General features: G+C 61.8%; 18 protein-coding genes. 4 read left to right on the top strand and 14 right to left on the bottom strand.

Translation table 11 applies throughout. The annotated features are described in order from the left end of the window. Nucleotides 1-41: 41 nt before the first annotated feature. The 7 genes from CAF70_RS21930 to rplM all read right to left on the bottom strand — a co-directional run bounded on the left by CAF70_RS21930 (nucleotide 42) and on the right by rplM (nucleotide 4,906). On the bottom strand, nucleotides 42-470 hold the full coding sequence (locus CAF70_RS21930; protein ID WP_085626506.1) for a ClpXP protease specificity-enhancing factor: 429 nt from the start codon (nucleotides 468-470) through the stop codon (nucleotides 42-44). Nucleotides 471-480: 10 nt separating this feature from the next. Next, nucleotides 481-1,104: a glutathione S-transferase N-terminal domain-containing protein gene (locus CAF70_RS21935; protein ID WP_085626505.1), complete on the bottom strand. Its 624-nt coding sequence runs from the start codon at nucleotides 1,102-1,104 to the stop codon at nucleotides 481-483. A 118-nt stretch (nucleotides 1,105-1,222) separates the two neighbouring features. Next, the gene (locus CAF70_RS21940; protein ID WP_085626504.1) at nucleotides 1,223-2,002 is read right to left on the bottom strand and encodes a cytochrome c1; all 780 of its coding nucleotides are present in this window, start codon (nucleotides 2,000-2,002) and stop codon (nucleotides 1,223-1,225) included. Further along, nucleotides 2,002-3,213, bottom strand: a complete 1,212-nt coding sequence (locus tag CAF70_RS21945) for a cytochrome bc complex cytochrome b subunit (protein WP_025340560.1) — start codon at nucleotides 3,211-3,213, stop codon at nucleotides 2,002-2,004. Before CAF70_RS21945 ends, CAF70_RS21940 begins: the two co-directional genes overlap by 1 nt. Further along, nucleotides 3,213-3,806, bottom strand: a complete 594-nt coding sequence (gene petA, locus CAF70_RS21950) for a ubiquinol-cytochrome c reductase iron-sulfur subunit (protein ID WP_015271723.1) — start codon at nucleotides 3,804-3,806, stop codon at nucleotides 3,213-3,215. Before petA ends, CAF70_RS21945 begins: the two co-directional genes overlap by 1 nt. A 264-nt stretch (nucleotides 3,807-4,070) precedes the next feature. Further along, complete coding sequence (rpsI, locus tag CAF70_RS21955) at nucleotides 4,071-4,463, bottom strand: 30S ribosomal protein S9 (RefSeq protein WP_003260797.1); 393 nt, start codon at nucleotides 4,461-4,463, stop codon at nucleotides 4,071-4,073. A 14-nt stretch (nucleotides 4,464-4,477) separates the two neighbouring features. Then, nucleotides 4,478-4,906, bottom strand: a complete 429-nt coding sequence (gene rplM / locus CAF70_RS21960; RefSeq protein WP_003260798.1) for a 50S ribosomal protein L13 — start codon at nucleotides 4,904-4,906, stop codon at nucleotides 4,478-4,480. Between the two features lie 258 nt (nucleotides 4,907-5,164). Here rplM and CAF70_RS21965 point away from each other — a divergent pair, with 258 nt between their 5' ends. Both CAF70_RS21965 and CAF70_RS21970 read left to right on the top strand, forming a co-directional pair. Beyond that, a complete protein-coding gene (locus CAF70_RS21965; protein WP_085626503.1) occupies nucleotides 5,165-6,205 on the top strand; it encodes an NADP(H)-dependent aldo-keto reductase in 1,041 nt (346 codons plus the stop codon). 274 nt (nucleotides 6,206-6,479) lie between these two features. Beyond that, the gene (locus CAF70_RS21970; RefSeq protein ID WP_178076415.1) at nucleotides 6,480-7,400 is read left to right on the top strand and encodes a GlxA family transcriptional regulator; all 921 of its coding nucleotides are present in this window, start codon (nucleotides 6,480-6,482) and stop codon (nucleotides 7,398-7,400) included. Between the two features lie 132 nt (nucleotides 7,401-7,532). Here CAF70_RS21970 and zapE read toward each other — a convergent pair whose 3' ends face one another. From zapE to CAF70_RS21985, 3 genes are all read right to left on the bottom strand, one after another. Next, a complete protein-coding gene (gene zapE, locus CAF70_RS21975) occupies nucleotides 7,533-8,627 on the bottom strand; it encodes a cell division protein ZapE (protein ID WP_025340562.1) in 1,095 nt (364 codons plus the stop codon). A 166-nt stretch (nucleotides 8,628-8,793) separates the two neighbouring features. After that, entirely contained in the window at nucleotides 8,794-10,143 is a 1,350-nt protein-coding gene (locus CAF70_RS21980) for a tryptophan--tRNA ligase (protein ID WP_085626502.1), read from the bottom strand. A gap of 25 nt (nucleotides 10,144-10,168) precedes the next feature. Continuing rightward, a complete protein-coding gene (locus tag CAF70_RS21985) occupies nucleotides 10,169-10,804 on the bottom strand; it encodes an alpha/beta hydrolase (RefSeq protein WP_085626501.1) in 636 nt (211 codons plus the stop codon). Nucleotides 10,805-10,939: 135 nt separating this feature from the next. Between CAF70_RS21985 and CAF70_RS21990 the strand changes: the two genes are divergently transcribed. Next, nucleotides 10,940-11,377, top strand: coding sequence for a YhcB family protein (locus CAF70_RS21990; protein ID WP_085626500.1), 438 nt, complete (start codon nucleotides 10,940-10,942; stop codon nucleotides 11,375-11,377). Nucleotides 11,378-11,539: 162 nt separating this feature from the next. Here CAF70_RS21990 and CAF70_RS22000 read toward each other — a convergent pair whose 3' ends face one another. Beyond that, nucleotides 11,540-12,736 carry a methionine gamma-lyase gene (locus CAF70_RS22000; protein WP_085626498.1) on the bottom strand — a complete coding sequence of 399 codons (1,197 nt, stop codon included), beginning with the start codon at nucleotides 12,734-12,736 and terminating at the stop codon, nucleotides 11,540-11,542. 127 nt (nucleotides 12,737-12,863) lie between these two features. Between CAF70_RS22000 and CAF70_RS22005 the strand changes: the two genes are divergently transcribed. Beyond that, nucleotides 12,864-13,343: an Lrp/AsnC family transcriptional regulator gene (locus CAF70_RS22005; RefSeq protein WP_085626497.1), complete on the top strand. Its 480-nt coding sequence runs from the start codon at nucleotides 12,864-12,866 to the stop codon at nucleotides 13,341-13,343. Nucleotides 13,344-13,595: 252 nt separating this feature from the next. On the opposite strand, the gene cysN is transcribed toward CAF70_RS22005, so the two are convergent. The 3 genes from cysN to CAF70_RS22020 all read right to left on the bottom strand — a co-directional run bounded on the left by cysN (nucleotide 13,596) and on the right by CAF70_RS22020 (nucleotide 17,427). Continuing rightward, nucleotides 13,596-15,497, bottom strand: a complete 1,902-nt coding sequence (gene cysN, locus CAF70_RS22010) for a sulfate adenylyltransferase subunit CysN (RefSeq protein WP_085626496.1) — start codon at nucleotides 15,495-15,497, stop codon at nucleotides 13,596-13,598. 15 nt (nucleotides 15,498-15,512) lie between these two features. Beyond that, nucleotides 15,513-16,430 (bottom strand): sulfate adenylyltransferase subunit CysD, encoded by a 918-nt coding sequence (gene cysD / locus CAF70_RS22015; protein ID WP_013974136.1) that lies wholly within the window; start codon nucleotides 16,428-16,430, stop codon nucleotides 15,513-15,515. Between the two features lie 238 nt (nucleotides 16,431-16,668). Further along, the gene (locus CAF70_RS22020; RefSeq protein ID WP_085626495.1) at nucleotides 16,669-17,427 is read right to left on the bottom strand and encodes a Nif3-like dinuclear metal center hexameric protein; all 759 of its coding nucleotides are present in this window, start codon (nucleotides 17,425-17,427) and stop codon (nucleotides 16,669-16,671) included. Nucleotides 17,428-17,584: the final 157 nt, after the last annotated feature.

The raw sequence follows: 17,584 nt of genomic DNA on the forward strand, positions 1-17,584 counted from the left end.
GAGCAAAGAAAAAGGCGATCCGGTTGGATCGCCTTTTTTTGTTACTTGACCACTTTCAGGCTTGGTCGGCCAGTCGGACGTGGTGGCTGGCCGCCACCCTCTGGCGGGCCATCGTCATCCGGCTGCACATCATCGTCTTCCAGGCCCTCGTCATCCTGCGACGGCTCTAGCTCAAAAACCATGCCCTGGCCATTTTCCCGGGCGTAGATACCCAGGATGGCGCCAACCGGCACAAACAGCGAGTGAGCCACGCCACTGAAGCGGCCCTCGAAGCTGACCGCGTCGTTGTCCATGTGCAGGCTGCGCACGGCGCTTGGCGAGATATTCAACACAATCTGGCCATCACTGGCGAAACCATCCGGCACCTGGACCTTCGGGAACTCGGCATTGACCAGCATATGGGGCGTGCAATCGTTGTCGACGATCCACTCGTACAGTGCTCGAACCAGATAGGGGCGACTGGAGTTCATCAACGGCTCCTTAAAGCTTGCGCATTTCACGTTCTACGGAGGACAGGCTCGCCTGGAAAGGCTCGCGGGCGAACTGACGCTCCATGTAATCCAGCAGCGGCTTGGCTTGCCGCGGCAACTCGATGCCCAACACCGGCAAACGCCAGAGTATGGGCAGTAGACAACAATCGACCAGGCTTTGCTCCTCGCTCATGAAACAGGCGAACTCGCCAAACAAGGGCGAGACCCCGGTCAGGCTCTCGCGCAAGGCCTTGCGCGCCTCGGCACGAGCGGCCTCGTTGCTGCGCGGGTCGAGCACGGTATCGGCCAGGGAGCACCAGTCGCGCTGGATGCGGTGCATCAGCAAGCGGCTGTTCCCCCGCGCAACCGGGTATACCGGCATCAGCGGTGGGTGCGGGTAACGCTCCTCGAGGTATTCCATCACCACGGTCGATTCATACAACGCCAGGTCACGGTCGACCAGCGTCGGCACACTGCCGTAAGGGTTCACCTCGATCAGCTTGGGCGGCAGGCGGCCGGGGTCGACATCGATGACCTGTACGCTGATGCCCTTCTCGGCGAGCACAAGACGTACCCGATGGGAATAGTGATCAGCGGGATCGGAATAGCAGGCTAACCTGTTGGTTGCGCCCATGTAGCGGCTCCTCGCACGGGATGCTTGTACAACTGTAAATGAAAACGCGCCCGGGGCGCGCCCCGCATCTCTGCGGGGGCGCCCCGGGCGCGTTCAACAACCAGAAACTACTGCGTGATCAGTGCACGTCCTTCCAGTATTCACGCTTGAGCAAATAGGCGAATACGAAGAAGAAAGCCAGGTACAGCAACACGTAGGTACCGATGCGCTGGCTTTCCAGTTTGACCGGGTTGGCCGAATAGGCCAGGAAGGTCACCAGGTTCTTGACCTTCTCGTCGAACTGCTCGGTTGTCAGGGTACCGGATTTCGGCGTAATGGTCAGCTGGTCGCAGGCTTCATGGGTGATAGGGCTACCGGTCAACGGGTCGAATTGCTTCTTTCCATCGGTCACGGTCTGCACTTGTTTGCAGCCAATCACCTGGTTGCCTTGCAGACCGACCAGCACGTTAGGCATGCCGACGTTCGGGAACACCTTGTTGTTTACCCCGTAAGGCCGCGATGGGTCCTCATAGAAGCTGCGCAGGTAGGTGTACAGCCAGTCGGTACCACGCACACGGGCCACCAGGGTCAGGTCGGGCGGTGCGGCGCCGAACCAGGTCTTGGCGTCACTGGGCTTCATGCCAATCTGCATGTGGTCACCGATCTTGGCACCCGTGAACACCAGCTTCTCCAGCATCAGCTCGTGCGGAATCCCCAGGTCATCGGCCACCCGCTCGTAACGCTGGAACTTGGCACTGTGGCAACCCATGCAATAGTTGGCAAAGGTACGCGCACCGTCCTGCATGGCGGCCTTGTCACTCAGGTCGATGTCGACCTTGTCCAGCTCGAGGCCGTGTTCGGCAGCGAAGGAAAAGGCAGGCATCACTGCCAGCAAAAATACTGCAATCAACTTTTTCATCAGCCAGTCACCCTTTCCGGAACCGGTTTGGTCTTCTCGAGCCTTGTGTAGAACGGCATCAGCAGGAAGTAGGCGAAGTACAACACCGTGCACACCTGCGACAGCAAGGTACGCCCAGGTGTCGGTGCCAGTACGCCCAGCACGCCGAGGATGACGAAGGCCACGCAGAACACCAGCAGGAAGAGTTTGCTGATCCAGCCCTTGTAGCGCATGGAGCGCACCGGGCTGCGGTCGAGCCAGGGCAGTACGAACAACACGGCGATGGCCGCACCCATGGCGATGACGCCCATCAACTTGTCAGGCACCGCACGCAGGATCGCGTAGAACGGCGTGAAGTACCACACAGGCGCAATGTGCTCAGGGGTCTTGAAGGCGTTGGCCTGTTCGAAGTTGGGTTTCTCCAGGAAGTACCCACCCATTTCCGGGAAGAAGAACACCACGGCGCAGAACACGAACAGGAACACCACCACGCCGACGATGTCCTTGACGGTGTAGTACGGGTGGAATGGGATACCGTCCAGCGGGATGCCGTTTTCATCCTTTTTCTTCTTGATGTCGACGCCGTCCGGGTTGTTCGAACCCACTTCGTGAAGGGCGAGGATGTGCAGTACCACCAGGCCGAGAATCACGATCGGCAAGGCGACCACATGCAGGGCGAAGAAGCGGTTCAGGGTGATGCCCGAGATCAGGTAGTCACCGCGGATCCACTGGGTAAGGTCACCACCGATCACCGGGATGGCACCGAACAGCGAGATGATCACCTGGGCACCCCAGTACGACATCTGGCCCCACGGCAGCAGGTAGCCCATGAAGGCTTCGGCCATCAGCGCCAGGTAGATCAGCATGCCGAACAGCCACACCAGTTCACGCGGCTTCTGGTAGGAGCCGTAGAGCAGGCCGCGGAACATGTGCAGATAGACCACGATGAAGAACGCCGATGCACCGGTTGAGTGCAGGTAGCGCAGGATCCAGCCGTATTCCACGTCACGCATGATGTACTCGACCGAGGCGAACGCCTCTTCCGCCGAGGGCGTGAAGCTCATGGTCAGCCATACACCGGTGACGATCTGGTTGACCAGCACCAGCAACGCCAGCGAGCCGAAGAAGTACAGGAAGTTGAAGTTCTTGGGCGCGTAATACTTGCTCAGGTGGTCTTCCCACATCTTGGTGGCGGGGAAGCGAGCATCAATCCAGTCCATGAACTTGCTCATCATGCGTTCTCCTGGTCAACGCCGATGACGACGATCTCGTCCGACTCGTAAGAGTGCGGTGGCACGGGCAGGTTGAGAGGCGCCGGCTGCGACTTGTAGACACGGCCAGCCAGGTCGTAGTGGGAGCCGTGGCACGGGCAGAAATAGCCACCGACCCATTTGGGGCCAAGGTCGGCGGGTGCAACTTCCGGGCGGAAGGTGGGCGAGCAGCCCAGGTGCGTGCACAGGCCGACGAGGATGAGAATTTCCGGCTTGATCGAACGAACCTGGGGGTCGACGTAGGTCGGCTGCACAGAGGCCTTGGACTCCGGGTCAGCCAGGTCACCGACGACTTTCTTCAGGTTGCCGAGGATTTCGTCCGTTCGCCGCACGATGAACACCGGCTGGCCACGCCATTCGGCCACCATTTGCTGCCCGGCCTCGACCTTGGCGATATTGACCTTCACCGGTGCACCCGCGGCTTTCGCCTTGGCACTGGGAAACCATGACCCCACGAACGGTACCGCAGCCCCCACTGCCCCCGCCGCCCCGACTACGGATGTCGCGGCTACGAGGAAGCGGCGCCGGCCTGCGTTGACGCCGTCATTGCTCATTCAGTCCTCTCCCATCAGCTTGCTTGGCCTGTTGAACCAGACCCTGTACTTAGGTTGTGTCAGTGGCGCTAAAAATTGGTCGCCATGGTAAGAAACAAATCCACACACTGACAAGGTGATTACCCCAGCCAGGGGGCACTACCCGTGCTTTGCTTGATCTGTGTCTATGCGACAAGTGGTCACTGACATGCTGACAGGTTAGTCCAAGACATAAAAAAAGCCCGGTTCCAAGGAACCGGGCTTTTTTCGACTGCCGAAGCGGTATTAACGCTTGGAGTACTGAGGACGCTTACGCGCTTTACGCAGACCCACTTTCTTACGCTCGACTTCACGAGCGTCGCGGGTGACGTAGCCAGCACGACGCAGAGCGCCACGCAGGGTTTCGTCGTATTCCATCAGAGCGCGGGTGATACCGTGACGGATCGCACCGGCTTGACCGCTGACACCACCACCGGAAACGGTGACGTAGATGTCGAACTTCTCGACGGTTTCGGTCAGCTCGAGCGGCTGACGAACAACCATGCGAGCGGTTTCGCGACCGAAGAACACGTCCAGAGAACGGTTGTTGATGGAAATGTTACCAGTACCCGGACGCAGGAATACGCGAGCGGTTGCGGTCTTGCGACGGCCAGTGCCGTAGTTTTGAGTCGCCGACATAATGAACTATCCCGTTAGATCTTCAGTTCTTGAGGCTGCTGAGCAGTGTGTGGGTGAGCAGCACCCGCGTACACTTTCAGCTTGCGGTACATGTCGCGACCCAGCGGGTTCTTCGGCAGCATGCCTTTGACCGCAGTTTCGATAACACGCTCAGGGGCCTTGGCGATCAACTTCTCGAAGTTGATTTCCTTGATACCGCCCGGGAAACCGGAGTGGGAGTAGTACATCTTGTCGGAAGACTTGGCACCAGTCACACGAACCTGCTCGGCGTTGATAACGACGATGTAGTCGCCGGTGTCAACGTGAGGGGTGTATTCTGGCTTGTGTTTGCCACGCAGACGGCTAGCGATTTCGGTAGCCAGACGACCCAGGGTCTGGCCAGCGGCGTCGACTACGAACCACTCGCGCTTTACTGTTTCCGGTTTAGCAGTAAAAGTTTTCATTCTCTAAAGCCTCAGAGGCCGCCCAGCGAAAAATAGACGGCGAATCTTACTGGATAGTGCACAGCTTGCCAAGGGCAAGCGCGCAGCCGAACGCTGACGCTTTTGGGGGCTCGGGTCAGGCACGCCAGTGTTCGACGGGGTTCTTCCTGCGTGGTGGTGCATCACTTCCGCCACACGGAGAGGTGCCGAATTATCCAGATTGCGCGAAAAATTTCAACCTGCTTTGATGGGCTTATTTGCCCAAGGAGTGTCTACCCGATGGAATACCGTCAGCTCGGCCGTACCGACCTCAACGTCAGCGCCCTGTGCCTGGGCACCATGACCTGGGGCGAACAGAACGACCAGGCAGAGGCCTTCGCGCAGATTGCCCGGGCCAAGGCCGCCGGGGTCAACTTCATCGACACCGCCGAGATGTACCCGGTGCCGCCCCGCCCCGAGACCTACGCTGCCACCGAGCGCATCATCGGCAACTGGTTCAAGGCCAGTGCCGATCGCGACGAATGGGTACTGGCGAGCAAGGTCGCGGGCCCCGGCAACGGCATCAGCCATATTCGCGACGGCCAGCTCAGGCACAACCGCCAGCACATCGTCGCGGCGCTGGACGAGAGCCTCAAGCGCCTGCAGACCGACCGCATCGACCTGTACCAGCTGCACTGGCCCGAGCGCAGCACCAACTTCTTCGGCAAGCTGGGCTACCAACACCTGCCGCAGGACCACTTCACCCCGCTGGAAGAAACCCTTGAAGTCCTCGACGAGCAAGTGCGCGCGGGCAAGATCCGCCACATCGGCCTGTCCAACGAAACGCCATGGGGCACCATGAAGTTCCTGCAGCTGGCCGAAAGCCGTGGCTGGCCGCGGGCGGTGTCGATCCAGAACCCGTACAACCTGCTCAACCGCAGTTTCGAAGTGGGCCTGGCGGAAGTGGCCATCCGCGAGCAGTGTGGCCTGCTGGCCTATTCACCGCTGGCGTTCGGTATGCTTTCCGGCAAATACGAGAACGGCGCACGCCCGGAAAACGCACGCCTGACCCTGTTCAGCCGCTTTGCCCGCTACTCCAACCCACAGACCGTGGCGGCCTGCAGCCGCTACGTGCAACTGGCCCGTGATCACGGCCTGGACCCGGCGCAAATGGCCTTGGCGTTCGTCACCCGGCAGCCATTCGTGACCAGCAACATCATTGGCGCGACCAGCCTCGAGCAACTGGACAGCAACCTGGCCAGCCTCGAGCTGAGCCTGAGCGATGAACTGCTGGCGGCGATCGAGGCGATTCACCAGGAGCAGCCGAACCCGGCGCCTTGAACCGACCCTGTGCTGGTTTCTTCGCGGGCTCGCCCGCTCCCACAAGTACTGCACAGCCATTGAACTGTGTGCGGTCCCTGTGGGAGCGGGCGAGCCCGCGAAGAAACACGCGCGGTCCGGCAGGCTAGACACAATCGCCAAAAAATAAGACGATCCAGCCGGTGATTGACCACTCTACCCTATAAGAACAATGACAATGATGTTTACCCAACCCTCCGCGTCGCTGCGGCGCGTCTGCATCCTGGCCATTGACAAGGTATTCGCTTCGACCTTGATGCAGGCCAAGGATTTCTTCCACCTCGCCAGCTTGCGCTACAGCAAACAGCTGGGCCTGGGCCTGCAGCCGATGTTCGAGATCCGCCTGGTGAGCCCCGACGGCCAGCCCGTGGACAGCTTCAGCAATGTGCAACTCCCGGTCGATGGCGGCCTGGAAGATGCCGATGTGATCATTCTCCCGGCCTTCTGGGACGACTTCGACAACCTGCTGCAGCGTTATCCACAGGTACTGCCGTGGCTGCGTGAACAGCATGCCCGTGGCGCTGTGCTGTGCGCCGAGGCCAGTGGGGTGTTCTGGCTGGCCGAGTCCGGCCTGCTCGACGGCAAGGAGGCGACCACCTACTGGCGCTTCTTCAGCAGCTTTGCCGAGCGCTTCCCGAAGATCCGACTGAACCAGGACAAGCACCTGACCGACGCCGACAATATCTATTGTGCTGGCGGCGCCACTTCAGCCTGCGACCTGTATATCTACCTGATCGAACGCTTCTGTGGTGCCAACGTGGCCCGCGCCGTATCCCGCGACATCCTCTACGAAGTGCAGCGCAACTACACCCCGGGGCGCATGGGTTTTGGCGGGCAGAAGCTGCACCAGGACCTGATCATCCTGCAGATCCAGCATTGGCTGGAGGAGCACTTCGCCGACAAGTTCCGCTTCGAGGACGTCGCTCGCAACCACGGCATGAGCATTCGCAACTTCATGCGCCGCTTCCAGGGCGCGACGGGGGACAAACCGCTGCACTACCTGCAACGGTTGCGGATCGAGACAGCCAAGGGGTTGTTGTCGAGCACGCGCAAAAGCATCAAGACCATCAGTTACGAGGTCGGCTATGACGATGCCAGTTTCTTTGCGCGGCTGTTCCGCCAGCATACCGAGTTGTCGCCGAACCAGTATCGGCAGCAGTTCATGCAGGAGGCTTGAGGACAATGGGGCTGCTTTGCAGCCCATCGCAGGCAAGCCAGCTCCCACAGGTATTGCATAAGTCTAAAGGGCTGCGCTAAACCTGTGGGAGCTGGCTTGCCTGCGATGGGCCGCAAAGCGGCCCCAAAATTCTTACGGCTTGTGAGCGCGCGCCAGGAATTCGTGCGACTGCATCTCCAGCAACCGGCTCAGGGTACGCTGGAACTCGAAGGCCAGCCGCCCGCCGGTATACAGGTCCTTCAGCTCCACCTCGGCCGAGATTATCAGCTTGACGTTGCGGTCATAGAACTCGTCCACCATGTTGATGAAGCGGCGGGCAATGTCATCGGTGGTGACGCCCATCTGCTCCACGTTGCTCAGCAGCACGGCATGGAAGATCTTGCCCAGTTCGATGTAGTCGTTCTGGCTGCGAGGGCCGTCGCACAGGGCGCGGAAGTCGAACCAGGCCACGTCGTCGCAGGTAAGCAGGGCATTGATCGGGCGATTCTCGATCATCAGCACATCGTTCTCGACCGCCTGGGTGCACTCGGGAGTCAGTGCCTTGAAGCTGGCGCGCAGGCTCTGGTGCGCCGCCTCATCGAGTGGGTAGTGATACAGCTCGGCCTGTTCCAGGTGACGCAGGCGGTAGTCGACCCCGCTGTCGACGTTCACCACCTCGGTGTACTGCTTGATCATGGCGATGGCCGGCAGGAAGCGCGCGCGCTGCAGGCCGTCCTTGTACAGGCCGTCCGGCACGATGTTGGAGGTGGCCACCAGCGATACGCCGTTCTTGAACAGCTCTTCCATCAGGGTGCCGAGGATCATCGCGTCGGTAATGTCCGACACGAAGAATTCGTCGAAGCAGATCACCTTGGCTTCTTCGCTGAAGCGTTTGGCGATGATGGTCAGCGGGTTCTTTTCGCCCTTGAGGGTTTTCATTTCCTCGTGCACGCGCTTCATGAAGCGGTGGAAGTGCGTGCGCATCTTCTGCTTGAACGGCAGTGCCTCGAAGAAGGTATCGACCAGGTAAGTCTTGCCGCGCCCTACCCCACCCCAGAAGTACAGGCCCTTGACCGGGGTCTGCTCCTTCTTGCCGAACAGCTTGCCGAATACCCCCGGCTTGTTGTTCTGCGCGTGTACCAGGTCGTCGTACAGGCGCTGCAGGTGACGCACCGCAGTTTCCTGCGCCGCGTCATGGAAGAAGTCGGGACGTTTCAGATCTGCTTGATATCGTTCTAGGGGCGTCATGATTCGTTAGCGAGGCAACAAAAAACGGGCCGTCACTGTAGCGACAGGCCCGCCTAATGGCAATCAGTCTGTGGGAGCGGGCGTGCCCGCGAACACCGGCAAAGCCGGTGCCATGCAACGCGGCGCCTGTTTCGCGGGCACGCCCGCTCCCACAGTTACAACATCTTCAGTCCGCTTGTGGGGCAAGCGCTGCACGCAGGCTTTCGATGGCCGCATCACGGGCCTCGGCAGTGTCGAACTGCGGCCCGTCGGCAACCTGCTCGCCATTCAGCCACAGGCCGAAGCCCAGGCCTTCGATGCGCACATCGGCCTCGCCACCTTGCTGCAGCTGCTTGCTCACGGCGCCGGCGCTCTTGCCGTCGGTGAAGCTGCGCGACAGCAGCAGTTGTTCGCCGTCGGCAGCCAGCAGGCGGAAGCGGAAGCTGCCGTCATCATCTCGGAAACTGACAAAACGCGAGGTCTTGGCGGCCTTTTTCTTCACTTCGGTGCCGACCTGCACGCTGCTGCGGAACGAACGCAGGCCAACGGCCTCGCGCAGTTGCTCGAGGAACGGCGTGGCGATCTTGCGAGCCTTGGCGGCGCCAGCCAGCAGGATGTCTTCCAGGTCCGCCGGGCGTGCGATCAGCTGGTGGTAGTACTCGCGCTTCTCGGACAGCTGACCGTCCAGCAGCTGGAACAGGCGCTGCTTGGCCTCGCCCCAGCCCAGGCCCTGCAGCAGCTGTTCACGGAACTCGGCGCACTGCGCCGGCGTCGCGAAGGCCTGGAACAGGGTGAACAGGTGCGCGTTGTCCGGATCTTTCGCTTCGCCAGGTGCACGCGAGTCGGTGACGATGCGCGAGATGGCGTCTTTCATGTCCTTGGCGCTGGTGAACAGCGGGATGGTGTTGTCGTAGCTTTTGGACATCTTGCGCCCGTCCAGACCCGGCAGGGTTGCCACGCTCTCCTCGATCACCGCTTCCGGCAGGGCGAAGAAGTCCTTGCCCTGACCAAACAGGTGGTTGAAGCGCTGGCCGATGTCGCGCGCCATTTCCACGTGCTGGATCTGGTCACGGCCGACTGGCACTTTGTTGGCGTTGAACATCAGGATGTCAGCGGCCATCAGCACCGGGTAGCTGTACAGGCCCATGGTTACGCCGGCATCCGGGTCTTCGCCGTTTTCCAGGTTCTTGTCCACCGAGGCCTTGTAGGCGTGCGCACGGTTGAGCAGACCCTTGGCGCTGACGCAGGTCAGCAGCCAGGTGAGCTCGGGGATTTCCGGGATGTCGGACTGGCGGTAGAAGGTCACCTTGTCCGGGTCGAGGCCACCGGCCAGCCAGGTGGCGGCGATTTCCAGGCGCGAACGCTGGATGCGCAGCGGGTCATCGCACTTGATCAGGGCGTGGTAGTCGGCCAGGAAGTAGAACGAGTCGACACCGGGCTGCTGGCTGGCACGGATCGCCGGGCGGATGGCGCCGGCGTAGTTGCCCAGGTGCGGAGTGCCGGTGGTGGTGATACCGGTAAGAATGCGCGTGGTCATGGGTGTTCGCTTATTCAGGCTTGGCTCAGTTCGAAAGGCGCGGCAGCAGCAGATCCTTCAGATCGGTCAGCTTGCCATGGAAGAAGTGTCCGCATTCTGCCACTTTCAGCAGCTCATGGGGGCGCGACAGGCTGTCGGACCATTCGTAAACCAGCTGCGGCGCAACCACTTCGTCGGCGTCCGGCTGCACCACGGTGATCGGGCAGCGCTGCGGCACCGGGTATTCCGGCGTCAGGCGCATTACCGCCGGGGCGATCATGAACAGTTGCTGCAGCTCTGCCCCTGAGGCCTCCAGGCGGCCGGCCAGGCTGGCAGCGACGAAGCCGCCGAACGAGAAGCCCATCAGCACCAGCGGCAAGCCCAGGTGCTTTTCGCGCAGCCAGGCCGCAGCGGCCTGGGCATCGGCCACCTCGCCAGCGCCCATGTCATGGCTGCCGGCGCTCTGCCCTACGCCACGGTAGTTGAAGCGCAAGGTCACGTAGCCGGCGTCACGAGCGGTGCGTTGCAGGGTCGAGACCACCTTGTTGAGCATGGTGCCGCCCTGGACCGGGTTGGGGTGGCAGATCAGCACCGCGCCACGGGCATTGGCCACGTCCAGGTACAAGGCTTCCAGCTGGCCACTGGGGCCATCGATGAACAAGGGGGTTTCGCGGACAAGCAAGGCACTACTCCGTGACCTCGGGAGGGGTCGATTCGTCTAGGTGAGGAATTCTGTTCTGATTTGCGATCGCTCGCGGTATACAGCGCAGGTCTGAGCCGTTAACGTAAAGCAAAGCCGTTTATAGAGGAAGGACTCGTGGAACTCTCGCTCCTTGTTTGGTTGTTGCCGACCCTGGCCCTGGTCATCGGCGTCGTGGTCGGTTTCGTCGTCGCTCGCCTGCTGCCCAATGCTGCGCCGAGCAGCACCCAGCGTCAGCTGGACGACATCCAGAAGCGCTTCGACAGCTACCAGAACGAAGTGGTCACCCACTTCAACAGCACCGCCGTGCTGGTCAAGAAACTGACCCAGAGCTACCAGGACGTTCAGGATCACCTGGCCGAAGGCGCCAACAGCCTGGCCCTTGATGACGTTACGCGCCAACGCCTGCTGGCGGCCCTGCATTCCGAGGGCGCGCAAGGCCCACGCGACCGCCTGACCCCGCCGAAGGACACTGCCGAAGTGCCACGCGACTACGCACCGAAAGCGCCGAACTCGCCGGGCATGCTCGACGAGAGCTACGGGCTCAAGCGTTAATCAGCCGAACATGACAAAGGCCTCGCAAGAGGCCTTTTTTGTGGGCTGGATTCACTGGCCTCTTCGCGGGCTCGCCCGCTCCCACTGGTACACCACAGCATTTGTAATCTGTGTGATACCTGTGGGAGCGGGCGTGCCCGCGAAGAGGCCGGCCCAGGCAACCTAGCTGCAAGCCTGCAGTGCCTGCTCGACATCCGCCAGCAGGTCCTCCACATCCTCCAGCCCCACCGACAGGCGCACCAGCCCCTCCGATATCCCGTGATGCGCCCGCTCCTTCGCGGTATAGCTTGAGTGCGTCATGCTCGCCGGATGCTGCGCCAGCGACTCGGCATCGCCCAGGCTCACCGCGCGGGCGAACAGCTGTAGCGCGTTCATGAAACGCCGGCCAGCCTCGATACCGCCCTTGAGTTCGAATGCGATCATCCCGCCCGGTAAACGCATCTGGCGCTGCGCCAGTTCGTACTGGGCAAACGACGGCAGCCCCGGGTAGTGAATCAGTTCCACCTGCGGCTGCCGGGCCAGAAACTCCGCCACCTGCCGGGCATTGGCGCAATGGCGGTCCATGCGCAGGGCCAGGGTCTTGATCCCGCGCATCAGCAGCGCTGCGTCATGCGGCGACAGCACCGCCCCGGTCATGTCCTTCAGCCCTTCCAGGCGAATGCGGTCGATCAATGCCTTGCGCCCGACCACCAGGCCTGCAGTGATATCGCCGTGGCCACTGAGGTACTTGGTCGCCGAATGCACTACCAGGTCAGCCCCCAGCTCCAGCGGACGTTGTAGATAGGGTGTGCAGTAGGTGTTGTCGACCACCACATGTACATCATGCCCGCGCACCGCCTCGGCCACTGCGGCGATATCCACAAGTTGCATGTTGGGGTTGGCTGGCGTTTCGAAGTAGATCATCCGCGTTTTGCCGTTGATCGCCGCCTTCAGGGCCTTGGCATCGTTCAGGTCGACATGGCGGATCTTCACCCCGAATTCGCCAATGCCATGGTGCAGGAAGGCAAAGGTGCAGCCATACAACGTACGCCCGACGATCAGCTCGTCGCCAGGGCGCAGCAGGGTCCAGATCGTCGAGGTGATGGCCCCCATGCCCGACGCCAACGCCAGCCCCGCCTCGCCGCCCTCCAGCGAGGCCATGCGCTGCTCCAGCAGGGCCAGGGTCGGGTTGGAGATGCGGCTGTAGAAGTGCCCCGGCTCCTCGCCGGCGAAGCACGCAGCGCCGTACTCGACGGTTGGGAAGGCATAGGTAGCAGTCTGGTACACCGGCGGCACCAAGGCGCCACCGTGGGAAAGCGGGTCGTAGCCATGGTGAATGGCCCGTGTGGCGAAACCGGTCTTGTCATGGGAGTCGCGCATGGCAACAGCCTCTTGTGGTTTGTTATAAGCTTATGCCACCGAGCTGCCCGATTTTTTCCAAAGTTGCCTACGCATCCGCGTGCTTGCTGGAACAAAAACAATAATTTCCGCACCAGGAGGGCAAAACATGCCTTCAAGCCTCGACCGCACCGACCGCGCCCTGCTGGCTGCCCTGCAGGACAACGCCCGCCTCACCGTTGCAGAACTCGCCGACCAGGTGGCACTGACCACCTCGCCCTGCTGGCGACGGGTCAAGTTGCTGGAGGACAACGGCTACATCACCGGCTACCAGGCCATCCTTTCGCCCAAGTCGCTGGGGTTTGGCGTGACCGCGTTCGTCAGCATCATGATGGACTCGCACACCAAGGACATGGCGCTGGCGTTCGAGCGACGGCTGATGGAGATTCCCGAGATCGTCGCCTGCCATAACATTTCCGGGAGGTATGATTTTCTGCTGGAGATCCTGGCGCGGGACCTGGAGTCGTTTGGGGAGTTCACCCGGGAAGTGCTGCAACGGTTGCCGGGGGTGAAGGAGATCTATTCGAGTTTTTCCTACAAGGCGGTGAAGGAACGGCGAGTGATTCCGGTGTCGGAAAAACACATCTGAACGCCCCCTGCACGTTGCTCCAAATCCAAAAGCTCGCGCCACCCTTTGTGGGAGCGGGCGTGCCCGCGAAACAGACGACGCGGTGGATGGCACCGGCTTTGCCGGTGTTCGCGGGCACGCCCGCTCCCACAAAGGGCTGCGCAGGCCTCTAGATTCTGGACAAGGCTGTTGCACCCACAAGAGAACGCGCACGTATGTCGGCATGGAAAGAAAAAAACCCGCCGAGGCGGGTTTTTTCTTGCAGCCTGGCGCTTAGATCGCACCACGCTGACGCAGCAGCTCCAGCACCTGTTTGACGCCCTCGTCCACACTGGTGGACTGGGTATCGATCACCAGGTCGGCATCCAGCGGCACATCGTACGGGAAGCTTTCGCCCGGGATGTTGTCGCCACCGGCAGCGTACAGGCCTTGCGGGTCGCGCTCGCGGCAGGCCAGCGGCGAGGCCTGGACGTAAACGGTCAGCAGGCGCTCCTTGCCGATCAGCGCCTTGGCCTGCTCACGGCCCTCGGCATCCGGAGCCACGAACGCGGCCAGGGTCAGCAGGCCGGCTTCGTTGAACTGGCGCGCCACATGGGCGGCGCGGCGCCAGTTCTCGGTGCGGCCGGCGCGGTCCTGTGGCAGGCCCTTGTTCAGGTCGTGACGCAGGTTCTGGCCGTCGAGTACGTAGACCGCACGGCCCATGTCAAACAGCTTGCGCTCCACGGCGTAGGCCAGGGTGCTCTTGCCAGCGCCAGACAGGCCGCTGAACAGCACGGTGGCAGGCTGCTGGCCGAAGCGCAGGGCGCGCTCTTCGGTAGCCACATGGCACAGCTTGCCATGATGACCGGTGCTGCCGTGCGGCAACACTGGCGGGGCGATGATCATGCCCGCGCCAACGGTGCCGTTGGTCAGGCGGTCGATGACGATGAACGCACCGGTGGTGCGGTTGCTGTCGTAACCGTCGAGGGCGATCGAGGCGTCCAGGGACACCTTGACGCGGCCGATCTCGTTCAGTTGCAGCGCGCTGGCAGCGCCCTGCTCCAAGGTGTTCACATCGACCTTGTGGGTAATACTGGCAATCGAGCCCGGCACGTAGCTGGTAGCACGCTTGATGTCGTACTTCTTGCCCGGGAGCATCGGCTCCTCGGCCATCCACACCAGCATGGCGTCGAACTGGTCGGTGACCGGCGGGACGTTGTCGGCATGCACCAGCAGGTCACCACGGGAGATGTCGATCTCGTCTTCCATGGTCAGGGTCACTGCCTGGCCAGGGCCTGCGTTTTCAAGTTCACCTTCATAGGTGACGATGGACTTGACGCGGCTGCTCTTGCCCGACGGCAGCACGACGATTTCGTCCCCCTTGTGCACCACGCCGCTGGCGATGGTGCCGGCAAAGCCACGGAAGTTCAGGTTCGGACGGTTGACGTACTGCACCGGGAAGCGCAGGTCGGTGAAGTTGCGGTCGGCCGACACCTCGACGGTTTCGAGGATTTCCATCAGCGTCGGGCCGGCGTACCACGGCGACTGCTCGCTATGGTTGACCACGTTGTCACCCTTGAGCGCCGACATCGGCACGAAGTGCAGGCTGCTCGGGGTCAGGTTGATGGCTTCGGCGAACTTCAGGTAGTCGGCCTTGATCGATTCGAACACGCCTTCATCGAAGCCCTTGAGGTCCATCTTGTTGACCGCGACCACGATATGCTTGATGCCCAGCAACGAAGCAATATAGCTGTGGCGGCGGGTCTGGGTCTGCACGCCGTAGCGGGCGTCGACCAGGATGATCGCCAGGTCGCAGGTGGACGCACCGGTAGCCATGTTGCGGGTGTACTGCTCGTGGCCCGGGGTGTCGGCAATGATGAACTTGCGCTTGGCGGTGGAGAAGTAGCGGTAGGCGACATCGATGGTGATGCCCTGCTCGCGCTCGGCCTGCAGGCCGTCGACCAGCAGCGCCAGGTCGACTTCTTCGCCGGTGGTGCCGACTTTCTTCGAATCACGGGTGATGGCCTCGAGGTGGTCCTCATAGATCATCTTCGAGTCGTGCAGCAGGCGCCCGATCAGGGTGCTCTTGCCGTCGTCGACGTTGCCGCAGGTCAGGAAGCGCAACAGTTCCTTGCGCTCGTGCTGGGCCAGGTAGGCGAGGATGTCCTCGCTGATCAGATCAGATTGGTGCGACATGGAGTAACCCTGAAATTAGAAGTAGCCTTGGCGTTTCTTGTCTTCCATGGAACCGGCGCCATCGTGGTCGATGACACGGCCCTGACGTTCGGACGTACGGGTCAGGAGCATCTCCTGGATGATGTCCGTCAGGGTCTCGGCTTCCGACTCGACAGCACCCGTCAACGGGTAGCAGCCGAGGGTACGGAAACGCACCTTCTTCTTGACGATGCGCGCTTTCTCTTCATCGGTGAGATGTTCGAGGATGCGCTCGTCGTCGATCATGATCAGGGTGCCGTTCTTCTCGATCACTTCACGCTCGGCGGCGAAGTACAGCGGCACGATCGGGATGCCTTCGAGGTAGATGTACTGCCAGATGTCCAGCTCGGTCCAGTTCGACAGCGGGAAGACGCGGATCGACTCGCCCTTGTTGACCTTGCCGTTGTACACGTTCCACAGCTCGGGGCGCTGATTCTTCGGGTCCCAGCGATGCTTGCTGTCACGGAACGAGTACACGCGCTCCTTGGCCCGCGACTTCTCTTCGTCGCGGCGCGCGCCACCGAAGGCGGCATCGAAACCATGCTTGTCCAGCGCCTGCTTCAGGCCTTGGGTCTTCATGATGTCGGTGTGCTTGGAGCTGCCATGGGTGAACGGGTTGATACCCTGCGCCACACCCTCGGGGTTGACGTGGGTGATCAGCTCCAGGCCCATTTCCTCGACCATCTTGTCGCGGAAGCTGTACATCTCCTGGAATTTCCATTGAGTGTCGACGTGCATCACCGGGAACGGCAGCTTGCCCGGGAAGAAGGCCTTGCGCGCCAGATGCAGCATCACGGCGGAATCCTTGCCGATCGAGTACAGCATCACCGGGTTGTCGAACTCGGCGGCCACCTCGCGGATGATGTGGATGCTTTCCGCCTCCAGCTGTTTCAAGTGCGTCAGTTTGTCGACCATGGCTACTCACGAAAAACGATCTTATGGACGGCCTGCGGGCCGTGTTCGAGCGAATCACTCTACCACAGCGGCTGCTTCTATTTAGGAGGCTGGCTAGATCGAAAAAGTCTAACGATATGACTGGGGGTTTGGGGTGGGACGGGGCCGCTCTACGGCCCTTCGCGGGCATGCCCGCTCCCACAGGTGCAGCGCAGCCCTGGTGGGAGCGGGCGTGCCCGCGAAGAAGGCGGCGCCGATGTCAGATCGGGTTCGGGCAATCGATGAACAGGTGCTCCACGGCAAACCGCCGCGCCAGGTAATCACCCAGCGCCTGCACCCCATAGCGCTCGGTAGCATGGTGACCGGCGGCAATGAAGCTGACACCATTCTCGCGGGCACTATGATAGGTCTGCTCCGACGCCTCGCCGGTCAGGTACAGGTCCACCCCGGCCGCGATCGCCGTGTCGATGTAGCCCTGCCCGCCCCCGGTGCACCAGCCGACCCGACTGATCATCTGCTCGCCTTCGACCAGCAACGGTTCACGCCCCAGCACCTCCCGCACCCGTCGGGCGAAGTCGCGCGCGGTCACGGGCTCGGCCAGCGAGCCGACCAGCCCGACCACCTTGGGGTTCTCCGGGTCCAGTGGCCCTTCGACGGTGATGTCCAACTGCCGCGCCAGTTGCACGTTGTTGCCCACGTCCGGGTGCACGTCCAGCGGCAGGTGGAACGCCAGCAGGCTGATGTCGTTGTTCAACAGGGTCTTCAGCCGGCGCTGGCGAATGCCGGTGACGCACGGGTTCTCGCCCTTCCAGAAGTAACCATGGTGCACCAGCACCAGGTCGGCCTCGGCCTCGACTGCCGCATCCAGCAATGCCTGGCTGGCGGTGACACCGCTGACGATACGGCTGACCTGCGGCCGGCCCTCGACTTGCAGGCCGTTGGGGCAATAATCCTGGATCCTCGCGCTGCCCAGGTAACGCTCGGCTTCCTCGACCAGGGTGTTCAGAGCGACGGCCATGAAAATCTCCTCGAAATCTGCGCTTTTCTCGGGCACAACGCCCATGCAACGCCCGTATAATGCCGGCCATTATGAGCCGTCGCCGGCACTGGGGGAACCGGTGTATGATCGCGCGCGCTCATGCCCGACCGCGCGGCCACCACCCCGCTCTTTCCAG

This window comes from Pseudomonas sp. B19(2017), assembly GCF_002113165.1.
Taxonomy (GTDB): domain Bacteria; phylum Pseudomonadota; class Gammaproteobacteria; order Pseudomonadales; family Pseudomonadaceae; genus Aquipseudomonas.

What these genes read in the sequence shown, in the direction of transcription:
- CAF70_RS21930 (WP_085626506.1), bottom strand. Translation starts at nt 470, where the DNA reads ATGAACTCCAGTCGCCCCTATCTGGTTCGAGCACTGTACGAGTGGATC.
- CAF70_RS21935 (WP_085626505.1), bottom strand. Translation starts at nt 1,104, where the DNA reads ATGGGCGCAACCAACAGGTTAGCCTGCTATTCCGATCCCGCTGATCAC.
- CAF70_RS21940 (WP_085626504.1), bottom strand. Translation starts at nt 2,002, where the DNA reads ATGAAAAAGTTGATTGCAGTATTTTTGCTGGCAGTGATGCCTGCCTTT.
- CAF70_RS21945 (WP_025340560.1), bottom strand. Translation starts at nt 3,213, where the DNA reads ATGAGCAAGTTCATGGACTGGATTGATGCTCGCTTCCCCGCCACCAAG.
- petA (WP_015271723.1), bottom strand. Translation starts at nt 3,806, where the DNA reads ATGAGCAATGACGGCGTCAACGCAGGCCGGCGCCGCTTCCTCGTAGCC.
- rpsI (WP_003260797.1), bottom strand. Translation starts at nt 4,463, where the DNA reads ATGTCGGCGACTCAAAACTACGGCACTGGCCGTCGCAAGACCGCAACC.
- rplM (WP_003260798.1), bottom strand. Translation starts at nt 4,906, where the DNA reads ATGAAAACTTTTACTGCTAAACCGGAAACAGTAAAGCGCGAGTGGTTC.
- CAF70_RS21965 (WP_085626503.1), top strand. Translation starts at nt 5,165, where the DNA reads ATGGAATACCGTCAGCTCGGCCGTACCGACCTCAACGTCAGCGCCCTG.
- CAF70_RS21970 (WP_178076415.1), top strand. Translation starts at nt 6,480, where the DNA reads ATGCAGGCCAAGGATTTCTTCCACCTCGCCAGCTTGCGCTACAGCAAA.
- zapE (WP_025340562.1), bottom strand. Translation starts at nt 8,627, where the DNA reads ATGACGCCCCTAGAACGATATCAAGCAGATCTGAAACGTCCCGACTTC.
- CAF70_RS21980 (WP_085626502.1), bottom strand. Translation starts at nt 10,143, where the DNA reads ATGACCACGCGCATTCTTACCGGTATCACCACCACCGGCACTCCGCAC.
- CAF70_RS22000 (WP_085626498.1), bottom strand. Translation starts at nt 12,736, where the DNA reads ATGCGCGACTCCCATGACAAGACCGGTTTCGCCACACGGGCCATTCAC.
- CAF70_RS22005 (WP_085626497.1), top strand. Translation starts at nt 12,864, where the DNA reads ATGCCTTCAAGCCTCGACCGCACCGACCGCGCCCTGCTGGCTGCCCTG.
- cysN (WP_085626496.1), bottom strand. Translation starts at nt 15,497, where the DNA reads ATGTCGCACCAATCTGATCTGATCAGCGAGGACATCCTCGCCTACCTG.
- cysD (WP_013974136.1), bottom strand. Translation starts at nt 16,430, where the DNA reads ATGGTCGACAAACTGACGCACTTGAAACAGCTGGAGGCGGAAAGCATC.
- CAF70_RS22020 (WP_085626495.1), bottom strand. Translation starts at nt 17,427, where the DNA reads ATGGCCGTCGCTCTGAACACCCTGGTCGAGGAAGCCGAGCGTTACCTG.